Source organism: Bradyrhizobium genosp. L, assembly GCF_015624485.1.
In the GTDB taxonomy this organism is placed as follows: domain Bacteria; phylum Pseudomonadota; class Alphaproteobacteria; order Rhizobiales; family Xanthobacteraceae; genus Bradyrhizobium.
Map to the genome: position 1 here is coordinate 1,613,673 of NZ_CP061378.1, position 15,591 is coordinate 1,629,263.

Sequence of the window (15,591 nt, forward strand, 5' to 3'; positions counted from 1 at the left end):
TGTGACATTTCAGTCCGGTGTAAGGTTCGGGCGCTAGCGATGACGTGCGTCGGCGTGCGCCGGCACGGGAACCTTTGTTCCTGCATCTTCGTTCAAACCTCCCCAACAAGAGGCTCACAATGACAGTTCGTCTCCCTCAGACCGTGTGGCGTGCGGCGATCGCTGCGGCGTTGCTTGGCACAACCAGCATCACCGCCGTGCCCGCGATCGCACAGGACGCGGCCTGTGCGCCGGTCAATGCCGTCGAGACTGCGCCGCCGCCGCTGCCGACCTATGATCAGCCGCCGGTGCCTGGCGCCGGCTACATCTGGTCGCCGGGCTACTGGTCGTGGGATGAGGATCGTGGCGATTATTATTGGGTGCCCGGCACCTGGGTGCAGCCGCCGCGCGCCGGCTTGTTGTGGACGCCGGGCTATTGGGGCGGGTTCGCAGGCGGCTACATTTTCCACCCCGGTTACTGGGGCGATCGCGTCGGCTTCTACGGCGGCATCAACTATGGCTTCGGCTATGGCGGCGCTGGCTATGAAGGCGGCCGCTGGGACCATGGCCAGTTCTTCTACAATCGCACCGTGAACAATCTGCAGGGCGCGCGGATCATCAACGTCTACGAGAAGAACGTCACGATCAATCAGACGACGATCAACAACATCAGCTACAATGGCGGCAAGGGCGGCATCGAGGTGCGGCCGACCGCCGAGCAGCGGACCATCGCGAAGGAGCAGCACTTCGCGCCGACGCCGTTGCAGCGCAAGCAGGTGGAGACCGCGAGCCAGGATCCGAGCCTGTTCAAGCGCACCAACAACGGCGTGCCGGCGGTCGGCGCCACCGCGCGTCCGGGTGAGCTGAAGGGGCCGGGCGTGGTGCGCGCGCGGCCGGCCGGCGAGGCGGTGCCCGCGAATGGCGCGCGGCCACCGGCCGAGGAGCCGAAGCGGCCGGGAGCCGCGCCCGCGGTTGCGCCCGCCGAGCAGTCCCACGCGCTTCCGGTTCCCGGCAAGGATGTCCCGGCGCGCGTGCCTGTGCAGGAGGGCCGGCCCTCCACAGCGCCTGCTCCCGAAACGCGGGTCGAGCCGAGGCCCGCGGCAGAGCCGACACGGCCTGCGGCAGAGCCGACACGGCCCGCGGTGCAGGAAAGCCGGCCGGCGGTTGAAGAGAAGCGACCTGCGGAGGTGCAGCCGCGGCCCGAGCAACTCGCCCGACCAGAGCCTGCCGCGAAACCCGAGCCGAGACCGGAGCCGGCGACGCGGCCTGAAGCACGACCGGAGCCAGCGGCGAGACCGGAAGCGCGGCCGGAGACGATGGCCCGCCCCGAGGCGCGACCGCAGCCAGCGGCGCGGCCGGCGGTGCCGCCGCATGCTGCGGCTCCCGCGGGACATCCCGCCGAGGAGAAGCGGCCCGAGCAGCATTGATGCAACGGCGCGCTCCGTTCGATGTGGCGGAGCGCGCCGCCCGCGCGCAAGCGATTATCCAGAGGAGGTCGATCATGGCACAGCGACTCGGCGGCGATGGACAGCTCGACGACGGAAAGCCGCGTTTGAGCGAGGACGATATGCAGCGGGCCCTGCTCGGTCCGCGAGGTGTGCCCGGAAAGCCGGACACCGCCAAGATGACGCCGCAGCAGGAAAAGAATATGCCGAAATATCTGGACCCAGGACACACGTCTTAGTCTGCGCGGCATGAATGTGTCCCGCGCCGCCCGTCGCAGGGTGGCGTCCGAGCGGTATTGCAAATCGGCCGATTTTGCGCCCTCATGACGCCGGGCACACTCATGCTGTCGCGGAGCAGGATGTGAAAAATCCGTACGAGGTTCTCGGCGTTGCCCCGGCTGCGTCAGCGGCCGATATCCAGAAGGCCTATCGCAAGCTGGCAAAGAAGCTGCATCCGGATCTCAATCCGGGCGACAAGGCGGCCGAAGAGAAATTCAAGGAAGTCGCCGCGGCCTACGATCTGCTCGGCGATGCCGACAAGCGCAAGCGCTTCGACGCCGGCGAGATCGACGAGAGCGGCGCCGAGCGCCCGCAGCATCGCTACTACCGGGATTTCGCCACGGCAGACGAGGGCCATCCCTATGCCGACAGTTCCGGCTACGCCGACTACATGGAATCCGACGACGGCCTTGCCGAGCTGTTGCGGCGCGCCGAGCAGGCGCGCGCCAACCGCCGCGGCCGCGATCTGCACTACAGCCTCGCGATCGATTTCGCCGACTCGATCACCGGTGCGAACAAGCGCGTGACCTTGCCCGATGGCGGCACGCTCGAGGTGACGATCCCGCCGGGCCTGCTCGATGGGCAGATCATTCGCCTGCGCGGCAAGGGCGCGCCCGGTGCCGGCAAGGGCGGCCCCGGCGATGCGCTGATCGAGGTGGAGGTGCGCTCCGACCCGCGCTTCACCCGCGAAGGCGATGACATCGCGCTGGAGCTGCCGATCTCGCTGGTGGAAGCCGTGCTCGGCGGCAAGGTGCGCGTTCCGACACCGACCGGTGCCGTGACCATGACGGTCCCGAAGGGATCGAACTCCGGCACCACCATGCGCCTGCGCGGCAAGGGCGCGCCGCGCCTTGGCGGCGGCCACGGCGATGAGCTGGTCAAGCTCAAGGTCGTGCTGCCGAAGGGACCCGATCCCGAGCTCGAGGCGTTCGTCGAAAAATGGGATCGCAAGGCATTCAATCCGCGCGAGGATGGCGCATCATGAACAAGCAGCAATTCCTCGCCGATGCGGGGCTGGAAGTGCAAACCTTGGAGATCTGGATCGAGCAGCAGTGGCTCGTTCCCGATCAGACCGAAAGCGAGCCGAGCTTCTCCGAGGCCGACGTGGCGCGGGCGCATCTGATCCGCGACCTCAGCGGCGATTTCGGCGTCAATGACGAGGGCATCGACGTCATCCTGCATCTGGTCGATCAGCTTCACGGCCTGCGCCGCGCCTTCGCGCAATTGCAGCAGGATCTCGCCCCACCCGAAGCATGATCCGGACCGGCACGGCCGCGTTAGCGCAAAGTGCGAAGCGGTTTCCGAAAAAGAAGCGCTAAGGTGCGGTCAGATCGGGATGTGTATCTCAGGAGACGATCAAGATGGAAAAGCCGACGCAGCTTGCTCACGGCGAGATCGACGTTCTTATTTTGCAGGCGCTGGTGCGCAAGCTGGTCGCCAAGGGCGTGCTGACGCCGGATGACGTCAGATCGATGCTGTTCGAGGCCGCCAAGAATCTCGACCTGGTCGGCAGCGAGCTGACGGCACAGGCAGCCAACATCATCGTGCAGGAAGACTTGGCCCCCGCATTCCTTGGCGGCTGAGCCATCGCCACAATTCGTGATCTATTGCTCAGATGGTGAGCATATGATCTCATGTCGGGATGGATACGAGGCTTCCCGACACCGATCTCGTCATCTTCGACTGCGACGGCGTGCTCGTCGACAGCGAGGAGCTGAGCTGCCGCTGCCTGTCCGAGGCATTGGGCCGGGCAGGCGTCGCCGTCAGCACCGAACAGGTGCTCGTACTGTTCCTCGGGCGCAGCACGGCTGCCGTGATCGATTACTGCCAAAGCCTTGGACAGCCCTTGCCGCCCGATTTCCTCGACTCGCTGGCAGGCGAGGTGCGCGAGACATTCCGCACCGAGCTCAAGCCGATCTTGGGTGTCGCGACCGTGTTGGCCGATTTGCGCCTGCCGCATTGTGTCGCATCATCGAGTGATCTCGAACGTGTCAGATTTTCACTGTATCTGACCGGCCTCTCGTCTCATTTCGGGCAGCATCTCTACACGTCCCAGATGGTCAAGCACGGCAAGCCGGCGCCGGATCTGTTCCTGCTTGCGGCGAGCCGGATGGGATGCGAGCCGCGCCGGACGCTGGTGATCGAAGACAGCGTCAGCGGGGTGCAGGCGGCGAAGGCGGCCGGCATGAAAGTCTGGGGATTCGTCGGCGGCGCCCACTACCGCGCGCGGGATGCCGGTGATTTGCTCCGGGACGCCGGAGCGGATCGAATCTTCGCTTCGATGACCGATTTCTGGACGCAAGGCTGATCTCAAGGCTGACGGACGAACAATGGCGCCGCCCGACAATGAAAAGTCCCGCCTCGACGACGCGGCGCGCGCCGGCTGGCTCTATTTCATCGCCGGCCACACCCAGGATGAAATCGCCAAGATGCTGCAGGTGTCGCGCGCCTCGGCGCAGCGGCTGGTGTCGCTGTGCCTGGCGGAGCGGCTGATCACGTTTCGTCTCGAGCATCCCATCGCGGCCTGCATGGAGCTGGCATCCCGGCTCAAGGCGCGCTTCGATCTGGTGCATTGCGATGTGGTCCCGACCGATCCGGCGGCGCCGCTGTCGACCGCCGGGATCGCCGAGCGCAGCGCCAATCTGCTGGAGATGACGCTGCGCGCGGAAACGCCTGTCATCGTCGCGCTCGGCACCGGCCGCGCGGTGCGCGCCGCGGTCGAGCGCGTCTCGCCGGTCGAGCGGCCCGATCACCAGATCGTCTCGCTGGTCGGCAATATCTCGACCGACGGCTCGGCGAGTTTCTACGACACGGTCGGGCGGCTCGCCGACCGCACCGGCGCGCGGCATTACCCGATGCCGCTGCCGTTCTTGATGTCAAGCGAGGACGAGCGCAACCGCATGATCCGGATCGATCCGATCGCGCGGGTGCGGGCGGTGGCCGCCAAGGCCGATCTCCGGCTGATCGGCATTGGCCAGATGGACCAGAAGGCGCAGGTCCATGTCGATGGCTTCGTCACCCGCGAGGAGCTGCTGGAGATGATGCGGCTCGGCGCCATCGGTGAGGTGACCGGCTGGGCCTATGACGCCAAGGGCAAGCTGATCAAGGGCGGCACCAACAAACGCCTGACCAGCATTCCGCCGCAGATCCCGGCGGAAGCGACCACGATCGGCGCCGCGGTCGGTACGGCAAAAGTGCCGGCGATCAAGGCCGCGCTGGCGGGCAGGGTGGTCAATGGGCTGATCACCGACGAGGCGACCGCGCGCGCCGTGCTCGATCGATAGCTCTTCACCTCGCCCCGCCTGCGGGGAGAGGTCGAAATGCATCGTAGATGCGTTTCGGGTGAGGGGGAGTCTCCGCAAACTCCCTGTCACCATCAATGCGGAAGCGGCCCCTCACCCCAACCCTCTCCCCGTAAGAACGGGGCGAGGGAGCGCAGTCCCGCCGCAGTCGCAAATTCGACCTGACTTTGTCGAATGCTCAGCGTCGTCTTCGCAGCTGCACAACTCCATCCCAGCGTGTAGCGGAACCCACAATCGCGCGCGCCGACCTTCGCGCCGGCTTGACAAAATTTGGCGACAGGATGAACATACGCTCAACACGTGGGCATATGCTCAACGTGACATATGGGAGGTCACCTTGAAAAACGTCCTTTGCGCCGTTGCGGGCGCCGCAGCCATATTGATATCCGCTCCCTCGCTGGCCCAGACCACGTTGACGATCGCGACCGTCAACAATGGCGACATGATCCGCATGCAGGGGCTCACCAGCGAATTCACCGCCAAGAACCCCGACATCACGGTCAAATGGGTGACGCTCGAAGAGAACGTGCTGCGCCAGCGCGTGACCACCGACATCGCCACCAAGGGCGGCCAGTTCGACGTCCTGACCATCGGCACCTACGAAGTTCCGATCTGGGCCAAGAAGAGCTGGCTGGTGCCGCTCGACAAGCTCGGCGCCGACTACGACGTCGGTGACCTCCTGCCGAAGATCCGCGACGCGGTCTCGGTCGACGGCAAGCTCTACGCCGCGCCGTTCTATGGCGAGAGCTCGATGGTGATGTACCGCACCGACCTGTTCGACAAGGCCGGCCTGAAGATGCCGGACAGCCCGACCTGGGACTTCGTGGTCGATGCCGCCAAGAAGCTGACCGACAAGAACGCCGGCGTCTACGGCATCTGCCTGCGCGGCAAGGCCGGCTGGGGCGAGAACATGGCGTTCCTGACCGCGATGTCCAATTCGTTCGGCGCGCGCTGGTTCGACGAGAAGTGGGAGCCGCAGTTCAATTCGCCGGAATGGAAGAAGACGCTGACGACCTATGTCGACCTGATGAAGCAGGCCGGCCCTCCCGGCGCCTCCTCGAACGGCTTCAACGAGAACCTCGCGCTGTTCAACGCCGGCAAATGCGCGATGTGGATCGATGCCACGGTGGCGGCGTCGTTCGTGACCAACCCGAAGGAATCCTCGGTCGCCGACAGGGTCGGCTTCGCGCTGGCCCCGAACACCGGGCTCGGCAAGAACGCCAACTGGCTGTGGGCGTGGAGCCTCGCGGTCCCCGCCGGCTCGAAGAAGGTCGACGCGGCCCAGAAGTTCATCGCCTGGGCGACCAGCAAGGATTACAGCAAGCTCGTCGCGGACAAGGAAGGCTGGGCCGCAGCCCCTCCCGGCACGCGCACCTCGCTCTACAAGAACCCCGACTATCTGAAGGCGGCGCCGTTCGCCAAGATGACGCTGGCCTCGATCGATGCGGCTGATCCGAGCCACCCGACCGTCAAGCCGGTGCCTTATGTCGGCGTGCAATATGCGGCGATCCCCGAGTTCCAGGGCATCGGCACCGCGGTGGGCCAGCAATTCTCGGCCGCGCTCTCGGGCTCGTCCACGGTCGATGCCGCGCTGGCGGCTGCCCAGTCCTCGACCGAGCGTGAAATGAAGCGCGCGGGCTATATCAAGTAGCGCTTCCCGCACACTGAACGCCAGGACGCGACACGCGCCCTGGCCCTCCGACCAGCTCAATCCTCCCGAGCTGGGCCACTGGCGGCCATCCTGTCCCGCAACGGGATGGCCGCTCCTTCGGTTCTTTTGATTGAGGCGTTTTCTTCGCGCGAACCGGCGTCCACTTCGCTGGAAAACGCTATGGGCAAGGAGACGGGGATGGCGACCCAGCAGACCCAACTGCTCGCGCGAACACTGCTCACGCCCGCCGTGGCGCTGTTGTTCATCTGGATGATCGTGCCGCTCGCGCTCACGATCTATTTCGCGACGCTGCACTACAATCTGCTCGATCCCGGCTCGGAGGCCTTCGTCGGGCTGGAGAATTTCCGCTACTTCCTGACCGATCCGGCCTTCCTCGCCTCGCTGCAAAATACCCTGGTCCTGGTCGGCTCGGTGCTCGCGATCACGATCCTGCTCGGCGTGCCGATCGCCATCTTGCTGAATCAGCACGTGGTCGGGCTCGGTATCGTCCGGTTGATGGTGATCGCGCCGTTCTTCGTGATGCCGACCGTCAGTGCGCTGGTCTGGAAGAACCTCCTGATGCATCCGGTCTCGGGACTGTTCGCCTGGATCGCAAAATTGTTCGGCGCGACCCCGATCGACTGGTTCACCGACGCGCCGCTGCTCGCGGTGATCCTGATCGTCTCCTGGCAATGGCTGCCGTTTGCGACCCTGATCCTGCTGACGGCGCTGCAATCGCTCGACGAGGAGCAGAAGGAGGCGGCCGAGATGGATGGTGCCGGGGCGATGTCGACTTTCATCTACATCACGCTGCCACATCTGGCGCGCCCGATCACGGTGGTGATCCTGATCGAGACGATCTTTCTGCTCACCGTGTTCGCGGAGATCTTCGTCACCACCGGCGGCGGCCCTGGGCTGCAGACCACCAACATCGCCTTCCTGATCTATTCGTAGGCGCTGATCCAGTACGATATCGGCAGCGCCTCGGCGGGCGGCCTTGTTGCCGTGGTGATCGCCAACATCGTCGCGTTCTTCCTCGTTCGTATCGTCGGCCGGAATCTGGAGGCGTAACGTCATGGCGCGGATGGTCACGACACAGAACAAGGTGATCTCGACGGCGGCGGCCTGGCTGGTCGGCTTCCTGATCTTCTTCCCGATCCTCTGGATGGTGCTGACGAGCTTCAAGACCGAGCTCGATGCCTTCTCGATCCCGCCGTCGTTCCTGTTCTTCCACTGGACGACCGAGAACTACGTCACCGTGCAGGAGCGCAGCGACTACTTCCATCACGCGCTCAACTCGATCATCATCGCCGGCGGATCGACGCTGATCGCGATGCTGATCGCGATCCCGGCGGCGTGGTCGATGGCGTTCTCGCCGACCAAGCGGACCAAGGACATCCTGCTCTGGATGCTCTCCACCAAGATGATGCCGCCGGTCGGCGTGCTGGTGCCGATCTACCTGATCTTCCGCAATGTCGGCCTGCTCGACACCCGCACCGGGCTCGTCTTCATCCTGTGTCTCGGCAACCTGCCGATCGTGATCTGGATGCTGTTCACGTATTTCAAGGAAATCCCGAAGGACATCCTCGAGGCCGCGCGGATGGACGGTGCCACGATCGGGCGCGAGCTGATCTACGTGCTGACGCCGATGGCGATCCCCGGGCTCGCCTCGACCATGCTGCTCAACCTGATCCTGGCCTGGAACGAGGCGTTCTGGACGCTCAATCTGTCGACGCTCGAGGCCGCGCCGCTCACCGTGTTCATTGCGTCCTATTCGAGCCCGGAAGGATTGTTCTGGGCGAAATTGTCGGCGGCGTCGACGCTCGCGATCGCGCCTATTCTCGTGCTCGGCTGGTTCAGTCAGCGGCAACTCGTCCGCGGCCTGACCTTCGGCGCGGTCAAGTAGCAGAAAGGCTTTTGCCATGGGTCAGATTACGCTGCAGGGTGTGCAAAAATCGTTCGGGCCGGTCCACATCATCAAGGGGGCCGACCTCGATATCGCCGACGGCTCGTTCGTCGTGTTCGTCGGGCCGTCCGGCTGCGGCAAGACCACGCTGCTGCGGCTGATCGCGGGGCTGGAGGACGTCACGGGCGGCGCCATCCTGATAGACGGGCGCAACGTGGTCGATGTGCCGCCGGCCAAGCGCGGGCTGTCGATGGTGTTCCAATCCTACGCGCTCTATCCGCATATGAGCGTGCGCGGCAACATCGCCTTCGGCCTCAAGATGGCCGGGTTGGCGAAAGACGAGATCAACCGCAAGGTCGAGGGCGCCGCGGCCACCCTCAATCTCACGCCGTATCTCGATCGCAAGCCGCGCGAGCTCTCCGGCGGCCAGCGCCAGCGCGTCGCGATCGGCCGCGCCATCGTGCGCGAGCCGAAGGCGTTCCTGTTCGACGAGCCGCTGTCGAACCTCGATGCAGCGTTGCGGGTGCAGATGCGGCTCGAGGTGACGCGGCTGCAGAAACAGCTCGCCACGACCGCGATCTACGTCACCCACGACCAGGTCGAGGCGATGACCATGGCCGACAAGATCGTGGTGCTGAACGCCGGCAAGATCGAGCAATATGGTTCGCCGCTCGAGCTCTACGAGAAGCCGGCCAATCTGTTCGTCGCGGGGTTCATCGGCTCACCAAAGATGAACTTCGTCACCGGCGAGCCGGCGAAGCAGCAGGGCGCGGCGACCATCGGCGTGCGGCCCGAGCATCTGAAGGTGGAGCGCAACGGGCAGGGCGGCTGGCCCGGGACGGTCTCGGTCGCCGAGCATCTCGGCAGCGACACCTTCCTTTATATCGACGCCGGGCCGCTCGGGACATTGACGGCTCGCTATGTCGGCGAGCTCGGCCTGAGCCCGGGCGACAAGGTGTCGCTGATCCCCGAGCCGTCACGCGTCTATCGTTTCGACGACAGCGGAAAATCGATCCGCGCGTAAGACGCGGACGACGATCTCAGGGGAGAACGCTCGGGCCGGGGCGACGCGCCCGCTCATCGCGGGCATTGGCAAAGGAAGAAGAAAATGTATCTCGAGAAATTCAAGCTCGGCGGCAAGACCGCCATCATCACCGGCGCCGGCCAGGGCATCGGGCTCGCCTGCGCCGAGGCGCTGGCGGAAGCCGGCGCCAAGGTGATCATCGGCGACCGCGACGCCAAGGCGGCCAATGACGCCAAGGCCGAGCTGAAGGCCAAGGGCCTCGACGCCGACATCGCGCTGATGGACGTCACCGATTCCAAGCGCGTCGCCGCGGTGGCCGATGAGCTGGTCGCGAAGTACGGCAAGGTCGACATCCTCGTCAACAATGCCGGCATCGCGCGCAGCGAGACGCCGGCCGAGACCGTGACCGACGAGCACTGGCTCAACGTCGTCGACGTCAATCTCAACGGCACCTTCTGGTGCTGCCGCGCCTTCGGCAATCACATGCTGAAGGCGAAGTCCGGCACCATCGTCAATGTCGGCTCGATGTCCGGCTTCATCGTCAACAAGCCACAGGAACAATGCTTCTACAATGCCTCAAAGGCCGCGGTGCACCATCTGACCAAGTCGCTGGCCGCCGAATGGGGCACGCGCGGCGTCCGCGTCAACGCCGTGGCACCGACTTATATCGAGACGCCGCTGAACGCCTTCGTCAAGAACAGTCCGAAGATGTACGACGCCTGGATCGGTGGAACTCCGATGGCCCGGATGGGCCAGGTCGACGAGATCGCCTCGGTCGTGCTGTTCCTCGCCTCCGAGGCCGCCAGCCTGATGACCGGCAGCATCGTTTTGGTCGATGGCGGCTACACTTGCTGGTAAGCTCGCGTCAAAGCTGACGGAGCGGAAATGCAGCAAGCCTATATCGGGGTGGACGTCGGGAGCACCAGCGCCCGCGCGGGCGTATTCGACGAGAGGGGAAAGCTGCTCGGTTCGGCGCGGCATCCGATCCGGGTCTGGCACGAGCCCGGCGACATCGTCGAGCAATCGTCCGAGGACATCTGGGCGGCCTGCACGGCTTCGGTGCGCAACGCGATGCGCGAGGCGGCGGTTGCCGCCGAGCACGTCAAGGGCATCGGCTTCGACGCGACCTGCTCGCTGGTCGTGCTCGACAAGGCCGGGCAGCCGCTCACCGTCAGTCCCTCCGGAGATCCCGCCCGCAATGTCGTGGTCTGGATGGACCACCGCGCGATGGACGAAACCGCGTTCGTCAACGCCACCGGCGACCGCGTGCTGCGCTATGTCGGCGGTGTCATCTCGCCGGAGATGGAGATCCCGAAGATCCTCTGGTTGAAGCGGCATCTGCCCGCGACGTATCAGGCCGCCGGGCATTTCTTCGATCTCGCCGACTATCTCTCGTTCCGCGCCACCGGTTCGCTGGCGCGCTCGACCTGCACGGTCACCTGCAAATGGACTTACGTAGCCGGCGAGGGCGGCTGGAGCGAATCCTTCCTGAGGCGGGTCGGGCTCGAGGCGCTCGCCGCCGGTCGTTTTGCCCGGATCGGCACCGAGATCGTCCCGCCAGGCTCGCCGCTCGGCCGCGGCCTGTCGGAGGCCGCCGCGCGCGATCTCGGCCTGATGCCGGGGACAGCGGTCGGCGCCTCCTTGATCGATGCCCATGCTGGTGGCGTCGGCGCGATCGGCGGCCGTGACGGCTCGGGCGCCGAAGTCGATGTCTGCCAGCGGCTCGCCTACATCATGGGAACGTCGGCCTGCATCATGGCGACGACGGTCGATCCTTGCTTCGTGCCCGGCGTCTGGGGCCCGTATTTCGAGGGCATGGTGCCGGGCTTCTGGCTGAACGAGGGCGGCCAATCCGCGGCCGGAGCTGCGATCGATCATCTGCTGCGCTCGCATCCGGCGCACGTCGAGGTGCAGACTGAAGCGAAAAAGGCCGGCGTCGATATCATCGAATACCTCGAGAAACGCATTCTGGCGCGCAGCGGCGATGCCGGCGCGGCGGCGCTGCTCGCGCGCAACGTTCACGTGCTGCCGGAATTCCTCGGCAACCGGTCGCCCTATGCCGATCCCGGCTCGCGCGCGGTCATTGCCGGCCTCGATCTCGACACCGACGTGTCGGCGATGGAGCGGCTGTTCATCGCCGGCCTGTGCGGGCTCGCTTACGGGCTCGCCGATGTGATCGACGCGCTGCAGGCCCACGGCGTCACTGGCAAGACCATCGTGATCGGCGGCGGCGCCAGCCGCAGCCCGCTGGTGCGCCAGATCATGGCCGACACCACGGGTTACACCGTCGCGCTGCCGCAGACCCAGGAGCCGGTGCTGCTTGGGGCTGCGATGCTCGGCGCAGTTGCGAGCGGCGCGCACAACTCGATCAACGCGGCGATGGCCGGGATGTCGGCGCTCGGCCGCCTGAGCGAGCCGACGAAGCCCGCGATGACACAGTTCCATCAACGCAAGCGCGCCGTGCACAAGATGCTCCGCGAGCTCGATCTCGGCGCGCGCGAAGCCATGAAGTCGGCGCCCGAAGCGCCGGCGACGTGAGGTGATGGCATCATGCTGCTGAGCTGCGGAGATGCGCTGATCGATTTCCTGCCGTCCAGGACCGCGGATGGAGGCGAGGCGCTGACACCCGCGGTCGGCGGCTCCTGCCTCAATATCGCGGTCGGCATGTCGCGGCTCGACGTGCCCACCGGTTTCGTCGGCGGCATCGCCAATGATACGTTCGGCAAGATGATCGCCGATCACGCGGCCAATTCCGCCGTCGATCTCAGCCGCGCCACGCGCAGCGACGATCAGGCGACATTGGCCTTTGCGCGCGTGACCGGCACCGAGACGCAATACGCCTTCTACGACGCGGATACCGCGTCGCGAAACTGGACCTATCGGCACGATGCGGTCGCGCTTGCCGGCGTCGCATGCATTCATACCGGCTCGACCACGCTGGTGCATGATCAGGGCGCGGCCGAGACGCTGGCCCTCATCGACGCTGCACGCGCGAACGTGACGATCTCGCTCGATCCGAACTGCCGGCCCAACCTGGTCAAGGACAAGGACGCCTATCGCGCGCGCATGCTGGCGTTCTGCGGCAAGGCCGACATCGTGAAGATGTCCGATGTCGACTTCGCCTATCTGTTTGGCGACAAGGCCTATGCCGACCGAGCCGAGATGCTGCTGTCGACGGGCCCATCGCTCGTCGTCGTGACGTTCGGTGATCACGGCGCCTGTGGCTGGCATCGCCAGGCCGGGATGATCGGGGCCCAGTCGCCGGCGGTAACGGTGGTGGATACGATCGGCGCCGGTGACAGCTTTCAGGCCGCGCTGCTCGCGGCGCTGCATCGGCTGGATCGGATCGCGCGGCCACGCTTGCGCGACGTTTCCGCGGCGGAGCTCAGCCGCGCGCTATCCTTTGCCTGCAAATGCGCCGCCTTCACCTGCACGCGCGCCGGTGCCGATCCGCCACGCAGCCGGGAATTGCCCGCTGATTATTGGTAGCGGTGCACGGCGTCACAGTCGCGCGACGACCTTCTCCGCGCTCTTCAGGAAATTCCGGATCAAGGGGCTCGAAAAATCCCGCCGCCAGCAGGCTGCGATCTCGATCGTGTCGGCGATGTCGACGAAGCGGCGGAACACGATGCCGGGCGGCGCGCCGAGCTTGGCGCAAGCGGGGAGGATCGCAAACCCTTCGCCGGCGAGCACCAGGCTGAGCGCCGAGTGCACGGTCTCGACCCGGCTGACGACCGGCATCACGACCTGATGCCGTCGCAGCATCGCCGAGACCGCCGAGGATGTCGGCTCTTCCGGCCGCGGCAAGGCGACCAGAGGCCGGCCCTGCAACCGGCTCACCGGCACGGCGGCGAGGCGCGCCAGCGGCGAGCGCGCCGGCATCGCCAGCATCAGGGGCTGGGTGCCGATCTGCGCCACCTGGATCTCCGGGTGATGGATCGCAGGCATGCACAATGCGACGCTGACGGCGCGGTCGAGCAGCAGCGTCTCGCGCGTCGAGGCGCTGAGCTCGACGAAGTCGAGATCGACGCCCGGCAGCGCGCGGCGCAGCTCCGGAACCAGCCGCGGCAGCATCGCGCTCGCCAGCACGAACATGTAGCCGACCGAGAGCCGGCCCCGCTGCCCGGCGGCGATCGCGCGCGCGGCCTCGACGCCCTCCTCGGCCAGCGCCAGCGCCTCGCTCGCCCGCGACAGCAGAGCGAGACCGGCCTCCGTCAGGTCCATGCCGCGGGTGCCGCGGCGAAACAGCGGCGTGGCGAGCTCGGCCTCGAGCTTGCGGATCTGCACGGAGAGCGGCGGCTGCGCCATCCGCAGCCGTTCGGCCGCCTTGCCGACGCTGCGCTCTTCCGCCACCGCCACGAAGTAACGAAGCCGACGCAAATCCATAGGCATACCCAAATCGTATGGGTTGGTCTTCAAATTCGTATTGGACGGCGAGTTAACACGGGTGTCATTCTCGCTGTCAACGATCATGGAAGGCGCGGCCTTGATGATACGAGGCGCGGCCCTGGGAGACCAATTCTGAGATGAGCGGCGATCCCTGCCTTCTGTCGGCGACCGAGCTGCGCGCGCGCATCGGCCGCAAGGACGTTTCCCCGGTCGAGATCACGGCCGCGGTGCTGGCCCGCGCCGAGCGGCTGCAACCCGAGCTGAACTGCTTCATCACGCTGTGCGGTGATGCGGCGATGGCACAGGCGAAGGCCGCGGAACGGCAAGTCATGGCCGGCGAGCCGCTCGGCCTGCTGCACGGCATCCCCTTCACCGTGAAGGACATCGTCAGCACCAAAGGCGTGCGAACGACGTTCGGCGCGGTGCCTTACCGTGACAATGTCCCCGACCACGATGCCGTCGCGGTGGCGCGGCTGCGTGCGCAGGGCGGCATCCTGATCGGCAAGACCACGACGCCCGAGTTCGGCAGCAAGTGCCTGACCGACTCGCCGCTGTTCGGCCGCACCCGGAATGCGTGGGACGCACACCGTTCCAGCGGCGGCTCGAGCGGGGGCGCGGCAGTGGCGGTCGCGAGCGGCATCGCGCCGCTGGCGGTTGCGACCGACGGCGGCGGCTCGACCCGGATCCCTGCGGCCTGCAACGGCGTGGTCGGAATCAAGCAGAGCAACGGCGTGATCCCGCACAGCCAGGTGCAGGATGCCTTCGGCAATCAGACCTATGTCACGCCGACCACGCGCACTGTCGCCGACACCGCGCTGATGATGCAGGCGATGGCCGGGGAGGATCCGTCCGATCCCTGGTCGATCGGCGTGCCGGTGCCCGATTATCTCGAGCTCGCCGCGCCGCGCGGCGATCTCCGCGGCAAGCGGGTTCTGTTCTGCCTGTCACCGCCGGGAAGGCCGGTGACGGCGGATGTCGCCGCCGCCTTCAAGGCGAGCCTCGACCGGTTGGCCGGTCTCGGCGCCGAGCTCGAAGAATTTTCCGGCGACGATTTCGATATCGAGCCGATCTGGCGCGCCATCAACCACACCGTCTGGCGCACCCGCTTCGAGAAGCTCGCGGCCGATCATCCGAACGATCTCAGCGAGACTTTCCTGAAACAGCTCGCGCTGGCCGCCCATGTCAGCGGCGTCGAGTACCAGCAGGCGATGTTCGACCGCACCGCGCTGTTCCGGCGCGTCCAGTCGCTGTTCGCGCGTGCCGATTATCTGGCGATGCCGACGCTGACCCGCACCGCGCTGCCGATCGACCAGGACCTGTTCGGCACCATCGAAATCGACGGCCAGAGCTTCGACAGCGTGCGGCCGCACTGGTTTCCCTGGACCATGCTGTTCAACATGACCGGCCATCCCGCGATCAGCCTGCCGGCCGGATTCGGCCGCGACGGCCTGCCGATCGGCCTGCATCTGGTCGGCCGCTTCCGGGCCGACGCGGAACTGCTGCGCGTCTCCGCGCTGTTCGAGCAGGCCAGCGACCTGCTCGGCCGCTGGCCGGCGTGATCCCATGCACGGCGCCGCAAAGCACTTGCTTTCGCTGCCAAACCTGTTGAAACCTGC

The 15,591-nt window shown here is 66.2% G+C and carries 15 protein-coding genes and 1 pseudogene; 15 read left to right on the top strand and 1 reads right to left on the bottom strand.

Annotation, left to right across the window (positions count from 1 at the left end; translation table 11 throughout):
* The first annotated feature begins 119 nt into the window (after nt 1–119).
* The 14 genes and pseudogenes from IC762_RS35555 (at nt 120) to IC762_RS07620 (ending at nt 13,075) form a co-directional block, all read left to right on the top strand.
* On the top strand, nt 120–1,406 hold the full coding sequence (locus tag IC762_RS35555; RefSeq protein WP_210338422.1) for a YXWGXW repeat-containing protein: 1,287 nt from the start codon (nt 120–122) through the stop codon (nt 1,404–1,406).
* A gap of 74 nt (nt 1,407–1,480) precedes the next feature.
* A complete protein-coding gene (locus IC762_RS07560) occupies nt 1,481–1,663 on the top strand; it encodes a hypothetical protein (RefSeq protein WP_195788189.1) in 183 nt (60 codons plus the stop codon).
* Nucleotides 1,664–1,785: 122 nt separating this feature from the next.
* Nucleotides 1,786–2,688 carry a DnaJ C-terminal domain-containing protein gene (locus IC762_RS07565; protein ID WP_195788191.1) on the top strand — a complete coding sequence of 301 codons (903 nt, stop codon included), beginning with the start codon at nt 1,786–1,788 and terminating at the stop codon, nt 2,686–2,688.
* Complete coding sequence (locus tag IC762_RS07570; RefSeq protein WP_195788193.1) at nt 2,685–2,960, top strand: chaperone modulator CbpM; 276 nt, start codon at nt 2,685–2,687, stop codon at nt 2,958–2,960. The genes IC762_RS07565 and IC762_RS07570 overlap by 4 nt, the downstream gene beginning before the upstream one ends.
* Before the next feature lie 104 nt (nt 2,961–3,064).
* A complete protein-coding gene (locus tag IC762_RS07575; protein WP_195788195.1) occupies nt 3,065–3,286 on the top strand; it encodes a hypothetical protein in 222 nt (73 codons plus the stop codon).
* A gap of 59 nt (nt 3,287–3,345) precedes the next feature.
* A complete protein-coding gene (locus tag IC762_RS07580) occupies nt 3,346–4,011 on the top strand; it encodes an HAD family hydrolase (protein WP_195788197.1) in 666 nt (221 codons plus the stop codon).
* A gap of 22 nt (nt 4,012–4,033) precedes the next feature.
* Nucleotides 4,034–4,987 (top strand): sugar-binding transcriptional regulator, encoded by a 954-nt coding sequence (locus IC762_RS07585; protein ID WP_195788199.1) that lies wholly within the window; start codon nt 4,034–4,036, stop codon nt 4,985–4,987.
* A 355-nt stretch (nt 4,988–5,342) separates the two neighbouring features.
* Nucleotides 5,343–6,656, top strand: coding sequence for an ABC transporter substrate-binding protein (locus IC762_RS07590; RefSeq protein WP_195788201.1), 1,314 nt, complete (start codon nt 5,343–5,345; stop codon nt 6,654–6,656).
* Nucleotides 6,657–6,854: 198 nt separating this feature from the next.
* Nucleotides 6,855–7,727: pseudogene (locus tag IC762_RS07595) on the top strand (carbohydrate ABC transporter permease).
* A gap of 4 nt (nt 7,728–7,731) precedes the next feature.
* Nucleotides 7,732–8,562, top strand: a complete 831-nt coding sequence (locus IC762_RS07600) for a carbohydrate ABC transporter permease (RefSeq protein ID WP_195788203.1) — start codon at nt 7,732–7,734, stop codon at nt 8,560–8,562.
* Nucleotides 8,563–8,578: 16 nt separating this feature from the next.
* Nucleotides 8,579–9,586 (top strand): ABC transporter ATP-binding protein, encoded by a 1,008-nt coding sequence (locus IC762_RS07605; RefSeq protein ID WP_195788204.1) that lies wholly within the window; start codon nt 8,579–8,581, stop codon nt 9,584–9,586.
* Between the two features lie 84 nt (nt 9,587–9,670).
* Nucleotides 9,671–10,444, top strand: coding sequence for an SDR family NAD(P)-dependent oxidoreductase (locus tag IC762_RS07610; RefSeq protein WP_195788205.1), 774 nt, complete (start codon nt 9,671–9,673; stop codon nt 10,442–10,444).
* Between the two features lie 27 nt (nt 10,445–10,471).
* A complete protein-coding gene (locus IC762_RS07615) occupies nt 10,472–12,124 on the top strand; it encodes an FGGY-family carbohydrate kinase (protein WP_195788206.1) in 1,653 nt (550 codons plus the stop codon).
* 12 nt (nt 12,125–12,136) lie between these two features.
* The gene (locus IC762_RS07620) at nt 12,137–13,075 is read left to right on the top strand and encodes a carbohydrate kinase family protein (protein WP_195788207.1); all 939 of its coding nucleotides are present in this window, start codon (nt 12,137–12,139) and stop codon (nt 13,073–13,075) included.
* 12 nt (nt 13,076–13,087) lie between these two features.
* On the opposite strand, the gene IC762_RS07625 is transcribed toward IC762_RS07620, so the two are convergent.
* Entirely contained in the window at nt 13,088–13,972 is an 885-nt protein-coding gene (locus tag IC762_RS07625) for a LysR family transcriptional regulator (protein ID WP_195788208.1), read from the bottom strand.
* 140 nt (nt 13,973–14,112) lie between these two features.
* Here IC762_RS07625 and IC762_RS07630 point away from each other — a divergent pair, with 140 nt between their 5' ends.
* The gene (locus IC762_RS07630; RefSeq protein ID WP_195788209.1) at nt 14,113–15,534 is read left to right on the top strand and encodes an amidase; all 1,422 of its coding nucleotides are present in this window, start codon (nt 14,113–14,115) and stop codon (nt 15,532–15,534) included.
* Nucleotides 15,535–15,591: the final 57 nt, after the last annotated feature.

Excerpts from the sequence above, each read along its gene's own strand:
- IC762_RS07625 (WP_195788208.1), bottom strand. The coding sequence starts at position 13,972 with ATGGATTTGCGTCGGCTTCGTTACTTCGTGGCGGTGGCGGAAGAGCGC.
- IC762_RS07610 (WP_195788205.1), top strand. The coding sequence starts at position 9,671 with ATGTATCTCGAGAAATTCAAGCTCGGCGGCAAGACCGCCATCATCACC.
- IC762_RS07575 (WP_195788195.1), top strand. The coding sequence starts at position 3,065 with ATGGAAAAGCCGACGCAGCTTGCTCACGGCGAGATCGACGTTCTTATT.
- IC762_RS07630 (WP_195788209.1), top strand. The coding sequence starts at position 14,113 with ATGAGCGGCGATCCCTGCCTTCTGTCGGCGACCGAGCTGCGCGCGCGC.
- IC762_RS35555 (WP_210338422.1), top strand. The coding sequence starts at position 120 with ATGACAGTTCGTCTCCCTCAGACCGTGTGGCGTGCGGCGATCGCTGCG.
- IC762_RS07580 (WP_195788197.1), top strand. The coding sequence starts at position 3,346 with ATGGATACGAGGCTTCCCGACACCGATCTCGTCATCTTCGACTGCGAC.
- IC762_RS07560 (WP_195788189.1), top strand. The coding sequence starts at position 1,481 with ATGGCACAGCGACTCGGCGGCGATGGACAGCTCGACGACGGAAAGCCG.
- IC762_RS07620 (WP_195788207.1), top strand. The coding sequence starts at position 12,137 with ATGCTGCTGAGCTGCGGAGATGCGCTGATCGATTTCCTGCCGTCCAGG.
- IC762_RS07585 (WP_195788199.1), top strand. The coding sequence starts at position 4,034 with ATGGCGCCGCCCGACAATGAAAAGTCCCGCCTCGACGACGCGGCGCGC.
- IC762_RS07605 (WP_195788204.1), top strand. The coding sequence starts at position 8,579 with ATGGGTCAGATTACGCTGCAGGGTGTGCAAAAATCGTTCGGGCCGGTC.
- IC762_RS07600 (WP_195788203.1), top strand. The coding sequence starts at position 7,732 with ATGGCGCGGATGGTCACGACACAGAACAAGGTGATCTCGACGGCGGCG.
- IC762_RS07615 (WP_195788206.1), top strand. The coding sequence starts at position 10,472 with ATGCAGCAAGCCTATATCGGGGTGGACGTCGGGAGCACCAGCGCCCGC.
- IC762_RS07570 (WP_195788193.1), top strand. The coding sequence starts at position 2,685 with ATGAACAAGCAGCAATTCCTCGCCGATGCGGGGCTGGAAGTGCAAACC.